Source organism: Microcoleus sp., from assembly GCF_041354475.1.
Classification (GTDB): Bacteria; Cyanobacteriota; Cyanobacteriia; order Cyanobacteriales; family Microcoleaceae; genus Microcoleus.
This window is the reverse complement of record NZ_JBGJZU010000003.1, coordinates 69,918-86,219: the sequence shown is the minus strand read 5'-3', so window position 1 is coordinate 86,219 and position 16,302 is coordinate 69,918. Positions and strand designations below refer to the sequence as shown.

Annotated in this window: 15 protein-coding genes and 1 tRNA gene; 8 read left to right on the top strand and 8 right to left on the bottom strand. The window is 45.7% G+C overall.

Going from position 1 to position 16,302, the window contains the following annotated elements:
* Positions 1-35: 35 nt before the first annotated feature.
* The 3 genes from infC (at position 36) to ACBR23_RS01775 (ending at position 4,413) form a co-directional block, all read left to right on the top strand.
* A complete protein-coding gene (infC, locus tag ACBR23_RS01785) occupies positions 36-572 on the top strand; it encodes a translation initiation factor IF-3 (protein WP_236508115.1) in 537 nt (178 codons plus the stop codon).
* Positions 573-763: 191 nt separating this feature from the next.
* Positions 764-3,808 carry a HEAT repeat domain-containing protein gene (locus ACBR23_RS01780; protein ID WP_371118445.1) on the top strand — a complete coding sequence of 1,015 codons (3,045 nt, stop codon included), beginning with the start codon at positions 764-766 and terminating at the stop codon, positions 3,806-3,808.
* 128 nt (positions 3,809-3,936) lie between these two features.
* Positions 3,937-4,413 (top strand): cyclic nucleotide-binding domain-containing protein, encoded by a 477-nt coding sequence (locus ACBR23_RS01775; protein WP_341737403.1) that lies wholly within the window; start codon positions 3,937-3,939, stop codon positions 4,411-4,413.
* 213 nt (positions 4,414-4,626) lie between these two features.
* On the opposite strand, the gene ACBR23_RS01770 is transcribed toward ACBR23_RS01775, so the two are convergent.
* Positions 4,627-4,971 carry a DUF4870 domain-containing protein gene (locus ACBR23_RS01770; protein ID WP_341737402.1) on the bottom strand — a complete coding sequence of 115 codons (345 nt, stop codon included), beginning with the start codon at positions 4,969-4,971 and terminating at the stop codon, positions 4,627-4,629.
* Between the two features lie 181 nt (positions 4,972-5,152).
* Here ACBR23_RS01770 and prfC point away from each other — a divergent pair, with 181 nt between their 5' ends.
* From prfC to ACBR23_RS01755, 3 genes are all read left to right on the top strand, one after another.
* Positions 5,153-6,781, top strand: a complete 1,629-nt coding sequence (gene prfC, locus ACBR23_RS01765) for a peptide chain release factor 3 (RefSeq protein ID WP_371114898.1) — start codon at positions 5,153-5,155, stop codon at positions 6,779-6,781.
* Positions 6,782-7,151: 370 nt separating this feature from the next.
* Positions 7,152-7,355 (top strand): hypothetical protein, encoded by a 204-nt coding sequence (locus tag ACBR23_RS01760; RefSeq protein WP_333443750.1) that lies wholly within the window; start codon positions 7,152-7,154, stop codon positions 7,353-7,355.
* Positions 7,356-7,504: 149 nt separating this feature from the next.
* A tRNA-Ala gene (locus ACBR23_RS01755) sits at positions 7,505-7,577 on the top strand.
* Positions 7,578-7,774: 197 nt separating this feature from the next.
* Here the strand turns inward: ACBR23_RS01755 and ACBR23_RS01750 are convergent.
* From ACBR23_RS01750 to ACBR23_RS01735, 4 genes are all read right to left on the bottom strand, one after another.
* Positions 7,775-8,146 (bottom strand): DUF4342 domain-containing protein, encoded by a 372-nt coding sequence (locus ACBR23_RS01750; protein WP_341737400.1) that lies wholly within the window; start codon positions 8,144-8,146, stop codon positions 7,775-7,777.
* A 312-nt stretch (positions 8,147-8,458) separates the two neighbouring features.
* A complete protein-coding gene (gene glgA, locus ACBR23_RS01745; RefSeq protein ID WP_341737399.1) occupies positions 8,459-9,934 on the bottom strand; it encodes a glycogen synthase GlgA in 1,476 nt (491 codons plus the stop codon).
* A 240-nt stretch (positions 9,935-10,174) separates the two neighbouring features.
* A complete protein-coding gene (lpxD, locus tag ACBR23_RS01740) occupies positions 10,175-11,215 on the bottom strand; it encodes a UDP-3-O-(3-hydroxymyristoyl)glucosamine N-acyltransferase (RefSeq protein WP_341737398.1) in 1,041 nt (346 codons plus the stop codon).
* 270 nt (positions 11,216-11,485) lie between these two features.
* Positions 11,486-11,800 (bottom strand): YkvA family protein, encoded by a 315-nt coding sequence (locus ACBR23_RS01735; protein WP_341737397.1) that lies wholly within the window; start codon positions 11,798-11,800, stop codon positions 11,486-11,488.
* A 266-nt stretch (positions 11,801-12,066) separates the two neighbouring features.
* Here ACBR23_RS01735 and ACBR23_RS01730 point away from each other — a divergent pair, with 266 nt between their 5' ends.
* Complete coding sequence (locus tag ACBR23_RS01730; protein ID WP_371114897.1) at positions 12,067-12,843, top strand: RNA-guided endonuclease InsQ/TnpB family protein; 777 nt, start codon at positions 12,067-12,069, stop codon at positions 12,841-12,843.
* 112 nt (positions 12,844-12,955) lie between these two features.
* Entirely contained in the window at positions 12,956-13,084 is a 129-nt protein-coding gene (locus ACBR23_RS01725) for a hypothetical protein (RefSeq protein WP_371118444.1), read from the top strand.
* Positions 13,085-13,257: 173 nt separating this feature from the next.
* On the opposite strand, the gene ACBR23_RS01720 is transcribed toward ACBR23_RS01725, so the two are convergent.
* The 3 genes from ACBR23_RS01720 to ACBR23_RS01710 form a co-directional block, all read right to left on the bottom strand.
* Complete coding sequence (locus ACBR23_RS01720; RefSeq protein WP_371114896.1) at positions 13,258-14,370, bottom strand: SPFH domain-containing protein; 1,113 nt, start codon at positions 14,368-14,370, stop codon at positions 13,258-13,260.
* A 246-nt stretch (positions 14,371-14,616) separates the two neighbouring features.
* Positions 14,617-15,870: a glycoside hydrolase family 44 protein gene (locus tag ACBR23_RS01715; RefSeq protein ID WP_371118443.1), complete on the bottom strand. Its 1,254-nt coding sequence runs from the start codon at positions 15,868-15,870 to the stop codon at positions 14,617-14,619.
* A complete protein-coding gene (locus ACBR23_RS01710) occupies positions 15,867-16,301 on the bottom strand; it encodes a hypothetical protein (RefSeq protein WP_371118442.1) in 435 nt (144 codons plus the stop codon). Before ACBR23_RS01710 ends, ACBR23_RS01715 begins: the two co-directional genes overlap by 4 nt.
* Between the last annotated feature and the right edge of the window lies 1 nt (position 16,302).

Sequence of the window (16,302 nt, the reverse complement as noted above, 5' to 3'; positions counted from 1 at the left end):
GCCTCACTATTAAACTATTGCTTGCACAACAATTCATGCCTGTGATTGAAAGAAGACAAAATCGTAACCTCCCCCAGATTAATGAAAACATTCGATACCCCAAAATCCGGGTGATCGATACCGATGGCGCGCAACTAGGGATATTGACTCCCTCAGAAGCACTGCGCCTCGCTGAGGAAAAAGAACTCGACCTCGTACTTGTCAGCGACAAAGCTGACCCGCCAGTATGCCGGGTGATGGACTACGGGAAGTACAAATTCGAGCAAGAGAAAAAAGCACGCGAAGCAAAGCGGAAGCAGCACACTGCCGATGTCAAGGAAGTGAAGATGCGCTACAAAATTGAAGAACACGATTATCAAGTGCGCCTCAAACTAGCAGACCGCTTTATCAAATCTGGGGACAAAGTAAAAGCCACGATCATGTTCAGAGGTCGGGAAATCCAACATAGTAACCTAGCAGAGGACTTGCTCAAACGCATGGCCACGGATTTGCAAGAAATTGCCGAAGTGCAGCAAGCCCCGAAAAAAGAGGGACGTAGTATGATGATGCTGCTGTCGCCGAAGAAAGTATAAATAGTTGACAGTTGACAGTTGACAGTTGACTGTTGACTATTGCTAGGGGCGGTGTCTGTGAGTGCCCGCCCTCAGAGTTGACAGTTGACAGTGGAGTGTCAATCAGTCATTAGTTATAAACTGGTGACTGATAGCTGATGACTTGGGAAGTTCGTCAGGAATAAGCTACCACAGAGGGAAATCAACGCTGCATGGACAATTTTCAAATCAGCGGTTCAGGGGGTGTCAGACAAGGGATGCTTCGATCGCTAAACCTGCGATCGGAAGAAGTAGAGCGAACCGCACTGATGTTCCTTGTCTACAGTTTAACTTCCGTAGGGCTAATCTGGCTGGAACTCAGCACAGTAGGTCTGTTTCTAGACGAATTTGGTGCCGACAAAATGCCCTGGATTTACATAGCCAGCGCCTTCATCGGTTCTGGTTTAGGCTTTGTCTACTCCTGGCTGCAAAAAATCCTGCCCTTGCGGCGCACCGTGGTAGTCGTTCTGGGAATGATGTCGGTACCGCTATTCCTGTTTCGATTCGGCATCGGCTACGAAGATATTAAGATAGCTGGAATTAGCATCGCCTTCATTACAATATTCCTGATGTGGCTGTGGGTGGAAGCTTGTTATGTGCTCAATGACCTCAATACTTCCATCACATCCAACCAACTCTTCAACATCAGAGAAATTAAACGCACCTATCCCCTCGTCAGCAGTGGCTATTTAGTAGCTGGAGTAGTCAGCGGATTTTCTCTACCGGTGTTGCTGCACGTAGTGGGTTTGAAAAATGTGACCCTGATATCGGGGTTAATGGTTGCCACAGGCTCGATATTGCTGTATTACCTCACGGAAAAATACCGCCAAGCATTCCCAGAAACAGCCCATTGGACAGATGACGAAGACGAAGACGACAATCAAGAATTTACCGCCCGTAAAGTTACAGGCCCGCTGCAAAAATACGCCATACCTCTAGTTAGCTTTTTCGTACTGGCAGAAGTCCTCTACGTCTTAGTAGATTTCCAATTTTATAGCCAGCTAGAATACCAAAACCCAGGGGATGGGGCTAGTTGGATAGCTAGCTTCCTGGGCATTTATGAAGGGATTCAAGGGTTGTTTCAAGTGGGGACTCAGTGGTTTGCATCCAGCCGCTTGGTGGAAAGAATTGGAGTATTCGTCACAGCGATGATTCTACCCGCGGGGATAGCGATACTGGGAGTGCTGACTCTGGGAGTTTCTTTGGGAAACTTAGTACCAGTTTTTATCGGACTGGTATTTCTGAGGTTTCTAGACGAACTGCTGCACTACACGCTGTTGGAAACGGTGAGTCCGGTATTGTTCCAACCAATCCCGGATAATATTCGATCGGGAATCCAAACTTTGGTCAACGGTGTGGGCGAACCTTTGTCCTGCGGAGTGACTGGAGTCGGCATCCTGATTCTACTGTGGGTGACAAACTACATACTCCCTCACGAAAGCGAAAATCAATTTCACGACCAGCAAAGCTTGGTTTTTATTGCTGTCATCGTTCTGCTGTCGCTGGTGTGGCTGTTCGTGGTCTGGCTGATCCGTTCTCAATACGTCGGTTTGTTGGTTAAAAGTGCAGAACGGGGACGCTTGGGTGTCACTGACGTGGACTTGAAAGCCTTGAAACGGGCAGTAGTAGAAACTTTGGAACAGCCGGGAGGGGAAGATGACAAGCGTTCTTGTATAGAACTGTTGACCCAAATTGACCCTAAAAATGTGGGTGAAGTCTTGGCGCCGATTCTGGAATCGTTGCCGCCATCCTTGCAGCGCCAAAGCCTGGAAACGATGCTGCAACACCCGAACCCTGCATATTTGGAGGCTGTTCGTAACCTGAGCGACCAATCCCTGCCCCCGGAAGTGCTGGCTTTGGCCCTACGGTACATCTGGCTGACAGATGCAGAACCGAATATCGACAGTTTGCGATCGTATTTGCAGCCGACTGTGGACCCGGTAGTTCGGGGGACTGCTGCTGCTTTAATTATGAGAAGGGGCGATCGCCAGCAAAAAGCAGAAGCTACTAATACTCTGCGACAAATGCTGACTCACAAGCAAGAGCGGGAACGTGTGATGGGGACGCGGGCTCTGGGAGAGGCTGACTATCTCCAAGGACTGCGTTTGTATATACCGAATCTGTTGCAAGATGAATCTTTGCGGGTGCGGTGCGCTCTGTTGGATGTGATTTCTGCTACTCATTCGGAAGAGTATTATCCTTCTCTGATCCGCGGACTAGGTTACAAATCGACCAGGGAATCTGCTTTGGGGGCGATAGTCAAACTTCACAATGATGCGATTCCGCTACTGGTTCATTTAGCAGAAGATATCCACAAATCGGATTTGGTGAGGTTGCAGGCCTGGACGGCTTTGGGTCAAATTGGGACTGTAGAGGCGATCGACATTCTGGTTGGTAATTTAATCACTGCTTGGGGAACGACCAGGCGCAATATCCTCCGCATTCTGTTGAAAATGCCCTCAGAAACGGGGATAGAAGGGGTTCTAGACCGCATCGGACGCAGTGGGGTCGAAACTCTCATTGAACAGGAGTTAATGTTTATCGGTCAAATTTACGCAGGTATGGTGGATTTGTCTGGGGTCACAACCTACGCCAGCTTGTCCATGGAAGATGTCAACAGCGGCTCGGAACCTGCGGCGGATACGGCTCAATTGTTGAGGCGTGCCCTGGCGGGTTTAGAGGCTGATGCTAGAGATCGGTGTTTCTTGCTGATGAAGTTTCTGTATCCGCTAGATACTGTGCAAGCGGCGGCTTTTAATATCGCTTCTGGTCTACCTTCTCTGGTTGCTAGGGGATTGGAAATTTTGGACAATACTGTTGATATAGCCAGTAAGCGAGCGCTCATCAACCTATTGGATCAGCATTCGGAAAGAGAAAAACTGAGCAATCTCTCGGAATTGATGGTGTACAAACCCTTAGCTCCTAGCGATCGTTTGCGGCGCTTGCTAGAATTGCGTCACTTCCTTTCGGATTGGACATTGGCTTGTTGTTTTCATTTGGCTAGGGAAGCCCGCTGGACTCTCACCGCTCAACAAACTTTGGTCTGTCTGCGCCATCCTACAGGTTTTGTGCGCGAAGCAGTGTTAGCCTATTTGAAAATAGCCTCGCCCAGGGCTTTGCTGGAATTGCTACCTAGGCTGCAAAATGACCCCGATCGTCTAGTATCAGGTCAAGTCGAAGAGATGATGACCCAGTTGGGCGCTGGAGGAAGAAGGTAATATTGGTCAATTGGCAGTTGGTAGTTGGCAGTTGGCAGTTGTTAGTCAACAGTCAACAGTCAACAGTCAACAGTCAACTGTTTTTATTCTTCTCATTTTTAAGTTTAAATCAATCACTGCATTGCACTATGTTAACCAGCGTTGAACGCCTATTATTTGTAAGGGCGGTTCCAATTTTTAAGGAACTGCGGGATGATTTTCTCGTGCGTCTAGCATCGGTAATGGATGAACTTTCTTTTCCTTCTAAACACACAATTTTTACGGAAGGACAGGAAGGTCGATCGCTCTATATTTTGGTATCGGGAACGGTGCGGGTTCACATTGGCGATCGGGATTTGGCACAGTTAAAAGCTGGTGCTTGTTTTGGTGAAATGTCGCTATTTGATGCGGAACCGCGATCGGCTTCTATTACGGCTCTTGAACCTTGCGAGTGTTTGATGTTGACTCAAATGCAGCTCTATGACGCTATTGATGAAACACCGGGAATTGCTGTGAATATTATCCGTTTGCTGTCGCGCCGGATTCGCGAATTGAATCAAAAGTTGAATGCTAAAGAAGCGGTTCTGTCTTTACCGGATACTGCTCAAGTTGCTGAGTTGCGATAATTTTGACTTGGTACGGGGGAATTGCTAATAGATATCTCCCATCCTGCTGGTGGGATAAGCATCCTCCCCCAGACTGGTTTTTAGGAGATGTCTAATAGACATCTCCTATGATGGTGGGGTAGGCAAAACAGCCTGTTCTTCACTATGTTTTTAGGAGATGTCTCAGCAGCAAATACCCGATTTTTTCAAGAAGTCGGCGATCTCAAATTCGCTTTAAACTAAGCGGAAAATAAACGGGTAGCGGTAAGGTAGGTTGGGATTTTGTAAAACGTGGAGAATCGCAAAAATTGTCAGTCCCCAATGTACCAGATAACCTAGGGGTATCAGGACAAACCCGGCTAGACCAAAAGTAATGATAGTTAACACCGCAATAATGCTGCTGTAGAGCCAGACATTCAGGTGAAAATTGATGGCTTCTTTGGCGTTATCTTTGACAACGGGGTCATCCGATACTAATAATACAGCGATCGGCACTCCGATGGAAAACAATAACGTGCTCAAAAAAATTGCGCCGTGGCACAGTAGTGATAGCAGCTTCCGCTTGTCGGAGTCGTACATATTACTTTTCTCTTGAATTTATGATAAGTTTACCTTTAATCATAAATTTAGCACAGGCTATAATGGCAGTCTGGTGATGATTCCCCTACCTTATTTGCGATCGCCGAAAACCAAGGGGTCACAAACCGCGGATTGAGCCGTGGGATTAATCTCAAATCTAAAATCTAAAATCTATAACCGGATGACCACAGAACTTGAAACCGAACTGCAAACTGCTGTTGAGCGCCGACGCAACTTTGCCATTATCTCACACCCCGACGCGGGTAAAACTACTCTGACAGAAAAGTTGCTGCTTTACGGAGGTGCTATTCATGAAGCTGGTTCTGTGAAAGCCCGTCGCTCTCAGCGACACGCTACTTCTGACTGGATGGAAATGGAACAGCAGCGGGGAATTTCGATTACCTCTACTGTATTGCAGTTTGAGTATAAAAAATATCACATTAATCTGCTGGATACTCCGGGACACCAAGATTTTAGTGAAGATACTTATCGGACTCTGGCGGCGGCGGATAATGCGGTGATGTTGGAGGATGCGGCTAAGGGTTTGGAACCGCAAACTCGGAAGTTATTTGAAGTTTGTAAGCTGCGCAGTCTGCCTATATTTACATTCTTTAATAAGCTCGATCGCCCTAGCAGAGAACCTTTAGATTTGTTGGACGAAATTGAGCGGGAATTGGGCTTGCAGACTTATCCGGTGAATTGGCCCATCGGTACGGGCGATCGCTTTAAAGGTGTTTTTGACCGCCGCCAACGTAAAATTCACTTGTTCGAGCGCACTCAACATGGTTCTCGCGCTGCTGTTGATACGGTGATTGACTTGGGCGATCCGCGTATTGAAGAACTTTTGGAGTCGGATCTTTATTATCAATTTAAAGATGATTTGGAACTGCTCGATGAGTTATGGGATGAGCTAGATTTAGACTTAGTTGCTGCTGGAAAAATGACGCCTGTTTTCTTTGGCAGTGCGATGAGTAATTTTGGGGTTGAGCTGTTTTTAGATGCGTTTTTAGACTATGCTCTGAAACCGAATGCCCGCAAAAGCAGCGCTGGAGAACTTCCGCCAACCTATGAAGATTTTACTGGGTTTGTGTTTAAATTGCAAGCCAATATGGACCCCAGACACCGCGATCGCGTAGCGTTTATTAGGGTGTGTACGGGTAAGTTTGAAAAGGACATGAATGTGACTCACGCTCGCAGTGGTAAAACGGTGCGTTTGTCAAGACCTCAAAAATTATTTGCTCAGGATCGGGAGTCCATCGATGTTGCTTATCCTGGGGATGTGATTGGTTTGAATAATCCGGGAGTTTTTGCGATCGGCGATACGATTTACACTGGTCAAAAGCTAGAATATGAAGGGATTCCCTGTTTTTCACCGGAACTCTTTGCTTATTTGAGAAATCCCAATCCTTCTAAATTCAAGCAGTTTCGTAAGGGTATTTCGGAGTTGCAGGAAGAAGGCGCGGTGCAAATTATGTATTCGGTTGATGAGTCAAAACGGGAGCCAATTCTAGCGGCTGTGGGACAGTTGCAATTTGAGGTGGTGCAGTTCAGAATGCAGTCTGAATATAATGTAGAAACCAGCATCGATATGTTGCCTTATAGTGTTGCTCGCTGGGTTGATGGTGGTTGGGATGCCCTGGCAAAAGTGGGGCGGCTGTTTAATACGGTGACGGTTAAGGATAGTTGGGGAAGGCCTGTTTTACTGTTTAGAAATGAGTGGAATTGTCAGCAGGTGGAAGGGGAACATCCGGTGTTGAAATTAAATGCGATCGCACCTGTGGTTTCTGGTTTGGCAAAGACCGAAAATTGAGCCTCAAAGACTAATAGGAAATTAATTCCGCACATGGGTGCGTCGCCCTCCGCGATGATGACTACGGGTAGGAATTCAGTGGCGACGCACCACAGCAAATACTCACAGGGGTGCGTCGCTAGGATTGGCGATCGCACCTTGGTCGGAGAAAAAAAGGGCGATCGACCTTTTTCCGCTAGAAACACCCAAAAAAGCTGAGCTAGCTCTCATTTAGTTTGCATATTGTAATTATTAAAAAAAGCTATATTTTTTTTCGCGTTGTTTTCGCTGCTCCCTGTGCGTTTAACAGCAATAGTTAAATGCGTATTAGCTTATCGGCACGCAGCCAAAAGTTTTGTTACAATGGGTGAGCTGTTACAAAACGTAACTTATGCTGGTTTCTATTTTAATAATTGATGTTGCTCTAGTTGCGTGGTCTTTGCACTTAATGCAGGAGGCGATCGCACAACGAGAATTTTCACTAATGCTAGCCGGCACCCTAGTTGCGGCTTCAGCAGCAGCCTTGGTAGTGGTCTACTTCCTGATGGGGTCTTGTTTGAGTCATTTGACCGAAATATCTCAACACACATACTAATCTATAGTACAGATGGAAAATTGCCATGAAGCCAGGAGGCGTTAAAAAAAAGGCTATAAACCTTGTCAGTCAAGGATAAAAAATTCATTTTGCAAAAAAGCTTGACAAACATCGGTAAGTTAAGGCATTATGAAAAGCGCGAAACAAAAGGGGAATTAGCTCAGTTGGTAGAGCACTACGATGGCATTGTAGGGGTCAGCGGTTCGAGCCCGCTATTCTCCATAAACAAATAACTAACGATATAATTCCGATGCGACCGGAAACGATATTAATTGTTCCACCGTTCCCCGATCGACAGCGAGGTCTGAACCAATTTTTCTTTGAGACCTCTTCTGAAATCCCCTTGACAACTGGCATACAGGCTTAACTTGTTACCAGGAAGAGCCTGGTAACGAGTAACAAACCCGCCCTCTGGCATACTACTCTTGCCGCTCGACAGCGATAGTCAAATGAGCGACAAATACTCCCACCGTCGCCAGTGCAGCAGCAACTGGAAATACTATCGCCCCTGCGACGCTACCCACCAATCCCGCCATCAGCGGAATGTCTGCCAGAGTCCGCCCTTGGGAGTTTTTGATGACGAGGCGGCGGAGTTTTCCTTGTTGAACTAATTCTTTGATTCTCGCTCTTAAAGACTCGCCACTAATCTTAAACTCTTCAACTCTGACTTTTTCCTCAGTTGAAAAACCTGAAGTGAATAAAGGAGTTTCAACTGTTGTGTTTGTCGTATCGGCGACTGCGGCTGTTTCTTCTTGTAGAATAGTTACTTGTTGTTCTAGTTGTGAGTTCATTTTGTGTAATGGCGGGTGAAAACCAGCCGTTGAATTTCTATACTTTTATTTTGTGCGATCGCCACTAGCTACGACAGGCAAGGAAACCCTACAATCTAGATTCGTACTTTCCACCCAAGCCTTTTAACTCAAAACCATATCTCTCTTCTCTTCCTCTGTGTCCTCTGCGTCCTCTGCGGTTAAAGCATTCCAGAATTGTGCATAAAGAAGCAGTATTGGCTGCCTCGACGTGCATCCAACACTAGAATTAATAGTTAGCGGTTAATGGTTAAAAATTGGCAATAACCAATAACCAATAACCAATAACTTAAATTATTTATGTCTAATTAGCTCGTAAATTTCTACATAATCTTTAGCTGGATATTTCCACGAATTATCACAATTCATGCCTTGAACCACCAGTTTTTCAAATTCATCGTGGTAGTCATACCACAAGCCGATCGCCCGATCCAATGCTGATTCTAGAGCATAGTAGTCGCTTTGGTAGAATACATAGCCGTTGCGTACTTCTGGGAGATGGTTGGTATCGTAATCGCGATCGAACACAGTATTCACCAAACCTCCTACTCCCCGCACCACAGGCACTGTCCCATACCTCAACCCGATCATCTGAGTCAGCCCACAGGGTTCGTAATTGCTGGGAACCACAATTAGATCCGCACCCCCATAAATTAAGTGGGAAAGTTCCTCATTAAATCCGAGTTCCAAATGGCAGTCTGGATTGTCATTTAAAAACCATTTTTCGTGCTGGAAATGCGCATTGATTCCCGCTTCCGTAGCCGAACCTAGAAGCACAAACTGTGCTCCTTTATTGAGAGCATAGTAAAGGGCATGGTGGACGAGATGAACGCCTTTTTGATCATCTAAACGACCAATAAAGGTAATGATTGGCTTGTCAGCATCTCGCAGCAAAAGTCGCTCGCGTAAAGCCTGTTTAGTTTTAGCTTTTCCCGCCAAATCTTCCTGGGTGTAGTGGTGAGGAATGTAGCGATCGCTTTCTGGATTCCACACATCATAATCAATACCGTTGAGCACTCCACGGAACTTATCTTGATATAAATGCAAAGTGTGGCCTAAACCGTAGCCAAACTCACCCACATGAGCTTCCCAAGCGTGGTGTGGCGATACCGTGGTCACAAAGTTCGAGTAAACAATGCCACCTTTCATAAAGTTGATAGCAAAAGGGTTAAAATTATCTTGGAGGCGATCGTACTGAAAATAATAATCCTCTCTATTCAAACCCGTTGCTTGCAGAATTTCGCTACCACCCATACCTTGATGTTTGAAATTGTGAATGGTATAGCAGACTCGCTGATTTTCCATCCAATTATATTTGTAAATTTCAAATAACATGACAGGCACCAAACCAGTTTGCCAGTCGTGACAGTGAATAATATCAGGGCGTTTGTTAGCTCTGAGTAAAAATTCTAAAGCAGCTTTGCTGAAGAAAGCAAACCGCATATTGTCATCATTGCAACCGTAATAACAGCCACGGTTAAAAAAGTTATCTTGAGAACGGGGTTCAATAAAAAAACATAACTGGCCGTGCACCCAGCCACAAAAAACATCACAGAGGATTTCGCCACCGTACCAAGGGACTTGGAGATCCCGATAGGCATCGTGCAATCCCCAAATGTGGTCATACCTCATGCAGTCGTACTTGGGTAGAATAATCTCCACTGCATGGCCAGAATTCTGCAACTCCCGACTCAAACCATAAACTACGTCGCCCAAGCCTCCTGCTTTGATGACGGGGGCGCATTCCGAGGCAATTTGTACGATGTACATTTTTCGTGTTAACTCCTAGGTGTGAATCCAAAAATATTTTCTTAATTTGACAAATTATATGATTTTTAGGTCAATAAGCAAGTCCGCCATTGGAAATAAAAAGCCACTCCCTTTATCATTCGGCGGTTGAAATCGCTTAATAGTCAAACAAAGTCCACTCCAAGACTAAGAAATAAAAAGGTAGTTAAGCCAGAATGACAACAGTCAACAGTCAACTGACAACAGTCAACAGTCAACTGACTATCGATCGAGCTTGCGCTGAATTTGCTTCAAAGATTGGTACATTTCTGGGAGGCGGTTGTAGACAGCGGCGGCTTTGAGAAATAGTTTGTGGGGAATTGCCGGCACACCAGTCACGATCGCCCCTGGTGCCACATCACTATGAATTCCAGCTTTCGCTGTGGCGATCGCCCCATCTCCAATTTTAGCTTGATTAGCAATCCCGACTTGACCAGCCAAAATCACATTATTGCCAATTTTGACCCCACCAGCCATGCCAACATGAGCAGCAAAGGCGCAATTTTTCCCAACTTGACAGCCATGACCGACGTGTACTAGATTGTCAATCTTGGTATTTTGACCAATGCGGGTTTCTCCAACAGCCGGTCTGTCAATGGTGCTATTGCAACCCACCTCAACGCCATCTTCCAAAACAGTGCAGCCAGACTGCTCCATTTTCACCCACCCTGTCCCTGTCGGCACGAACCCAAAACCTTCGCTCCCGATCGCCGCACCGCTATGAATCACGCAATTTGCCCCAATGCGAGTACGTTCGTGAATCACACAGTTAGCGTGTAAAACAGTGCCAGAGCCTATTTCCGCATCTGGGTAAATTACCACATTGGGATGAATGCAAACATTGCTGCCAATTTTCACTCCAGGTTGAATGACGGCGTGGGGGCCTATATAGACATTTTCACCAATTTGTGCGGTGGGGTGAATGGTGGCAGAGGAATGGATTTCTGAGGTTGGGCGAAACGGTTGATAAAACAGGGCGATGGTTTGAGCAAACAGCAGTCGCGGATCGGGTGCGGCTATCCAAGCAATGTGGCGATCGTCACATTCAGCCTGGAGGCTTTCATCTAAGGGCAAAATTAAGGCAGAAGCATTTGTCGAGGCTGCATGGGAGGCAAATTTCGCACCTTCTATATAACTGATTTTGTCCGACGCAGCTTCATCAACTGGGGCGGCGCCAGTAATTTCAGGATCGGTAGCCACCGACGCTGTGAGTGTGCGACTGCTGGCTAAATTCAGTTTTTCTACGACTTGGCTAAATTTCATCTATAAAAATTTGTGCTTAACAGGGATTTACCATTGTTAAAATTAGCAGGTTTGGAGCACTGTCTGAGCAGCATCAAAAAACTCCTATAAAATCCTCTCTTCATCGTCCTGTATTGAACTCTCTCTTCTCTTCCTTCGCGTCCTTAGCGCCTTCGCGGTTAAATCATTCCGATACAACCGGAATTGATATCAGGCGTCCAGGACTACACCATAGCAAGAGCCCCGACTTTTTTGCGAAGCCAGGGCTCTAACAGGAATGATTTTTCGCAGTTATTGTACGGAAACTGCATCGACATCAACGGTGCTGGTTTTAGCTTCAGAAGGGCTGCCGGTGGCTTCAGATGTGGAATTTGTCTGAGCCTGGCGGGATTTAAAATAGTCGATCGACATTTGGGAAATTTCGGAAATCAGTAGCACGGCGATCGCCACATCGTCAATTTGTCCAACCACCGGCAGGAAATCCGGGGCAATGTCGATCGGGCTTACGAGATATGCTAGGGTTCCCAAAATAATCCACCAACGGTACTTGGGGTTACGGATGGTGTCGCGGTACCAGTTGTAAACAGATTGTATAGAAAAGTTCATGGGGTTGTCCTCTACTTATATTTTCAATCTTTACAGATTCTCCCTCGAAACGTTTGTGGAGATATCCCCCCTAGGGTTGGTTAGAGAATCCTACTTGGAAGTATGGGGAATTGGGAATTGGGAATTGGGCCACCTCCCCCTAACCGCCCCTACCCCCTAGGCATGGCTGTTTCGGGAGCATCCCAATTTTGCAGGGGCTCTCGCATGACCGCAGATAATTGAGGACTAACAATCAATCTGCCAGATTTACTCTTCGCGGTTTTTCTATGAAAGAGGACGGTAGTGTCTACCTAGCCAAGATTGGAATTATCAATCCAATTTGGTCTAGAAGATTACCCTCGGAACCCACCTCTGTTACAGTAATCAAGGACTGTGCAAACCGCTATTTTCTAAGTTTTGTCGTAGAGGTTCAACCAATTCAAACTGAGGCTAAAAACCCAAGTATCGGAATTGATTTAGGGATTAAAACCTTTGCAGTGATGAGCAACAGCGATCAAGCCGAAAGTCCTGGTTACAAAAAACTAGACCGGAAAGTTCGCAAACTACAACGCAAATTAGCTCGTCAACCAAAAGATTCCCAAAGAAGGAATATAACTCGAATCAGAATTGCTAAGCTGCACAATCGAATTGCCGATACCCGTAAAGACTTCCTGCACAAATTATCAACCAAAGTAGTCAACGAAAACCAAGTGATTATTCTGGAAGATTTGAATGTATCAGGCATGGTCAAGAATCGAAAACTCGCAAGAGCAATTAGCCAACAAGGATGGAGAGAATTCAGGACTCTCTGTGAAGCCAAGTCGGAGAAGTTTGGCAGAGAATTTAAAGTAATCAGCCGATGGGAACCTACTAGCCAAGTTTGTTCAGACTGTGGATTTAAGTGGGGGAAAATCGATTTATCTATTCGCTCAGTGCTTTGCTTGAATTGTGGCACGCTCGCAGATAGAGATGAAAATGCAGCTAGAAATATAGTTCAAGTCGGGATGGGGAATCGCCACGACTCTAAATGGACGCTGAGGGATTGTAAGACTAGCAACGGTTAGCAGAACCCAATGAAGCGTCAAGAATCACCGTCCGCGACGGTCGGTGAGTATTTCAACTACTGCTATTTTGAATTTTCAAACGGTTCTGTAGTGAACAGTTTTTTAGTATAAAATGAAACTCATATTTTTCAATATTTTGAACAGGTCGATCGGCGGAATCACCGACACTTTTATCACTCAAATTCAGCAAAAACCAACATTTATTAAGGCTAAAAATTGTACAAATCAACGGATTTATTGATTTTCAGCATCATCTAATTGTCTATCTAGCTATCATCCTCCCATTTTAATAATTACTGAAAACCTCAATATCGACACAAATTGTCTAAGTACAGATTGTAAAATTTAGTATCAAAAGATACCCGTATTTGAAAAAGTGCTCGACCATGAATTTAATCCCCAAAATCCTCCCCCTTACGAACCTTGAAACGTCCATTTTTGGTCGCCGATTGCAATTTCGCAACCACTCGTTAGCCAAAAAGGTTCCTGAGCCGCCAGTCTTTGTCCGCCAACAAAAGTACCATTGGAACTGCCACAATCCACAAGCTGATACCGCTGTTTTCCTTGTTCGTCATTGGCCCGACGGATTTGAGCATGGTAGCGGGAACTTTGCGGATCTTGTAACACTAAAGTATTGCTCGGTTCCCGTCCGATAGTAAAGGGATTGGCGGTGAGGGCGATCGCCTGTCCTGAAAGTTTGTATACTAAGTGTGCGGTTGTTTGGCGATCGCTACTTGCCAATACCGTCGGTGCAAGTTGGGGGCGATTCTGGGCGGATGGTAAACTATTTTGAGCCAGTTGTGCTGTCAGTTCTTGTAAATCGCGATCGAATCCGGCGCTATCAGAAGTTGGCAGACTTGCTGGAGATTGAGCTGATATTAAGTTTAACTGTTGTACGGGAGCTTGAGGCAGAATAGGTCGCCCTGCTTCGGCAATTCTCATTTGTAGGGATGCGGAATTTTCTGCTTCTTGTCTAGCGCTCATTCCTTCAACTTGGCGAATCACTCCGTTTGTTTCGGGAAAGCTAACATCGCCAATTCTGACATCTTCTAAGGTAAATCCTAAAGTGTAGAAATCTTGGACGCGATCGAGTAAATTTTGGCGCAGCAATAGCCGTCCTTGACTGATAAGCTGGTTGAGGGGAATTTGCCCGATCGCAACTCCCATGCAATCTTTCACAGCACTTGCTAAAGCCGCTATGGGATCGGACAATTCCAAAGCTACTCTTTTGGGGTCTATAACTTGATAAATAACTGTCAGTGTAGCATCAATTAAAAACCGGTCTTTAGACAAAAAATCTCCTTGGGATTGCACGTCCAAGTTACGCAGTTTGGTATCTACCAGGACAATTTGACACTGTTCCAGCAAGGGAAGGGCGAAGGTGAAATGGCGTCCCGCTTTCAGGGTACGCACCACGCGGCCGTTTTTGACCACCAAACCCGCGTAACCGGCCCCAATAAAGTCCATGCTAAAGCCGGCCCAGCGTTCGGGTGTAACGGTTTGAATCAGGGGAGAAGCGTTGTTCATGGGAGGAGTTGAGGGAAGGGAGATTCTACTGTTAGGGTAACAAATTGCTGGGGGCGAGCGATCGGGCAGTGTGCCGGTTCAGCAACCTCTATTCTATACTTCAGGACTCCGGGTGATTCAGCCCGGACTGAATCTAGTTTGCATCTAGTTGGTAGCCAGAGTCATCTAAATGCTGTTTGCAGTCAAATATAGAAGCAATTAACTCTTTAGTTGATTGCGCTGGTCAAAAAATAGTTTCTCCCTCAATTATAACTGCTTGGGAATCGCCACCAAAGTTATAGAATTAGCTGGGTAAGTTGCCCCAAACCCCGCAGCGCTGACCCCCAAATCGCTCTGACGCACAATCGCCCCCAAATTCGCCTTGCTGTAAGTATAAACTTGAGCCTTACCCCCTGGCTTAAACCCTTTCAAACTCAAATTGCTAGTTATATTATTCTGAGTTTTATTAATAATTACCATGGTTAAAACACCGTCACGACTACGATGAGCACCATAGATTGATAAAATTCCTGGATCGGTGCTACGCGAGCGCACCCAAGTATCACCATAGTTACCACCTTTCCCATCATAATTCATGTACATTCGGAAAGCATAAGCCCCCGGTTCCGATGACTTAGGAGGTCCCCATAGCGTAGCTAAATCCACTTGTTCCCGCCCAAAAATGCCCAGGATATCTGCCTGGGTCAAAGCCCCATTCATCGAGTCTAAAGCGCCCCAATTATATTCAGTAATTGCCAGTTTTGTACCAGGATAATCTTCCTTAATCCACTGTTTAAACCTGGGAAGAAGGGTGAGGGGAGGATTGTATTTTCCAATCCAACTTTCATCAGTATAAGTTGCATCCCATAGAGAACGAGTCGATCGCAGTCGCAGCGCTTGAGTTTTAGCATCACCGGCGGGACAAAGAGCTATACAGGTATTGTCCGCCGAAGGATAATAGTGTTCATCAAAATAATCGAGAATCCGCACACCTTTGTTTTTTTCGTAAGCGCGCATTTGTTGCAAATACCACCGCGCAAACCAGACACCACCGTGTTTTTCGCGATCGCCCTTAACCCCCGAATCCACATAAACAGGCCAGCCAAAATCCGACGGGCCGAGTACCTTAGCAGTAGGATCTGTCGCTTTGACCATTGAGGCATATTCGTAAGTGCGATCGCGCAATTCATCATAACTCGTCGCTTCTGGATGAACATCGCGGTGAGTATTTCCCCAGCCGCTTGGTTCATTATCCATTTGATAAATTTGCACGCCGCCGTTAGCAGCAGTACGGTGAGTTTTAACTAAGTGTTGAACCCAAGGTTTTTGAAATGCGGGATTGCTAATAACACTGACATCAAGGCGATTGTTATCAGTTATTAAAGTGCCATCGGGACGCTTCCCATTGCCGCATTTATCACCTTCTGGAAAGATGTAAGGATTAGTTTTTTCTTGCGGCCCATATTTGGAAACTCTAAAGCCACAATTCCAGATGCTCAATTTATTTACATAGCCAATCATCGGATAGTAACAATACTTTTAGTGCCGTTTTTGCGGTTAGTTTTGACAATTTTATCTATAGAATCGCCGGGAATAGGATTTTTATTGTCGCCGCCACCCATGAAAAAGAAGTCATCACCAACGTTGGAGGAATCGACTAGCCAGTTGTAGCGACTGGTGTGATTGGCGCCCCAGCGTTCCACTGGAATTCGTAATTCTTGGGCTAGGGCCGGATCGATCGCATAATCATTCATACCATAGATGTCGGGACTGATCGAATGGCGATCGGCTGTAACGTCTACAGATAGGGCTAAACTACTGGTTTGGGCTATACTATTTTTGATATAAGCTGTGGTTACGACAATTGCGAAAGCGGCGATTAAACCCAATAAAAATAGGACAAGCCAACGAGGTTTATTTTCGGGAGACTGCAATAAAAATCGTGGATTCATT

Coding starts and splice junctions, on each gene's coding strand:
- lpxD (WP_341737398.1), bottom strand. CDS start 11,215: ATGAAATTTAGCCAAGTCGTAGAAAAACTGAATTTAGCCAGCAGTCGC.
- ACBR23_RS01780 (WP_371118445.1), top strand. CDS start 764: ATGGACAATTTTCAAATCAGCGGTTCAGGGGGTGTCAGACAAGGGATG.
- ACBR23_RS01770 (WP_341737402.1), bottom strand. CDS start 4,971: ATGTACGACTCCGACAAGCGGAAGCTGCTATCACTACTGTGCCACGGC.
- ACBR23_RS01710 (WP_371118442.1), bottom strand. CDS start 16,301: ATGAATCCACGATTTTTATTGCAGTCTCCCGAAAATAAACCTCGTTGG.
- ACBR23_RS01760 (WP_333443750.1), top strand. CDS start 7,152: ATGCTGGTTTCTATTTTAATAATTGATGTTGCTCTAGTTGCGTGGTCT.
- ACBR23_RS01775 (WP_341737403.1), top strand. CDS start 3,937: ATGTTAACCAGCGTTGAACGCCTATTATTTGTAAGGGCGGTTCCAATT.
- glgA (WP_341737399.1), bottom strand. CDS start 9,934: ATGTACATCGTACAAATTGCCTCGGAATGCGCCCCCGTCATCAAAGCA.
- ACBR23_RS01720 (WP_371114896.1), bottom strand. CDS start 14,370: ATGAACAACGCTTCTCCCCTGATTCAAACCGTTACACCCGAACGCTGG.
- infC (WP_236508115.1), top strand. CDS start 36: ATGCCTGTGATTGAAAGAAGACAAAATCGTAACCTCCCCCAGATTAAT.
- ACBR23_RS01730 (WP_371114897.1), top strand. CDS start 12,067: ATGAAAGAGGACGGTAGTGTCTACCTAGCCAAGATTGGAATTATCAAT.
- ACBR23_RS01750 (WP_341737400.1), bottom strand. CDS start 8,146: ATGAACTCACAACTAGAACAACAAGTAACTATTCTACAAGAAGAAACA.
- ACBR23_RS01715 (WP_371118443.1), bottom strand. CDS start 15,870: ATGATTGGCTATGTAAATAAATTGAGCATCTGGAATTGTGGCTTTAGA.
- prfC (WP_371114898.1), top strand. CDS start 5,153: ATGACCACAGAACTTGAAACCGAACTGCAAACTGCTGTTGAGCGCCGA.
- ACBR23_RS01725 (WP_371118444.1), top strand. CDS start 12,956: ATGAAACTCATATTTTTCAATATTTTGAACAGGTCGATCGGCGGAATC.
- ACBR23_RS01735 (WP_341737397.1), bottom strand. CDS start 11,800: ATGAACTTTTCTATACAATCTGTTTACAACTGGTACCGCGACACCATC.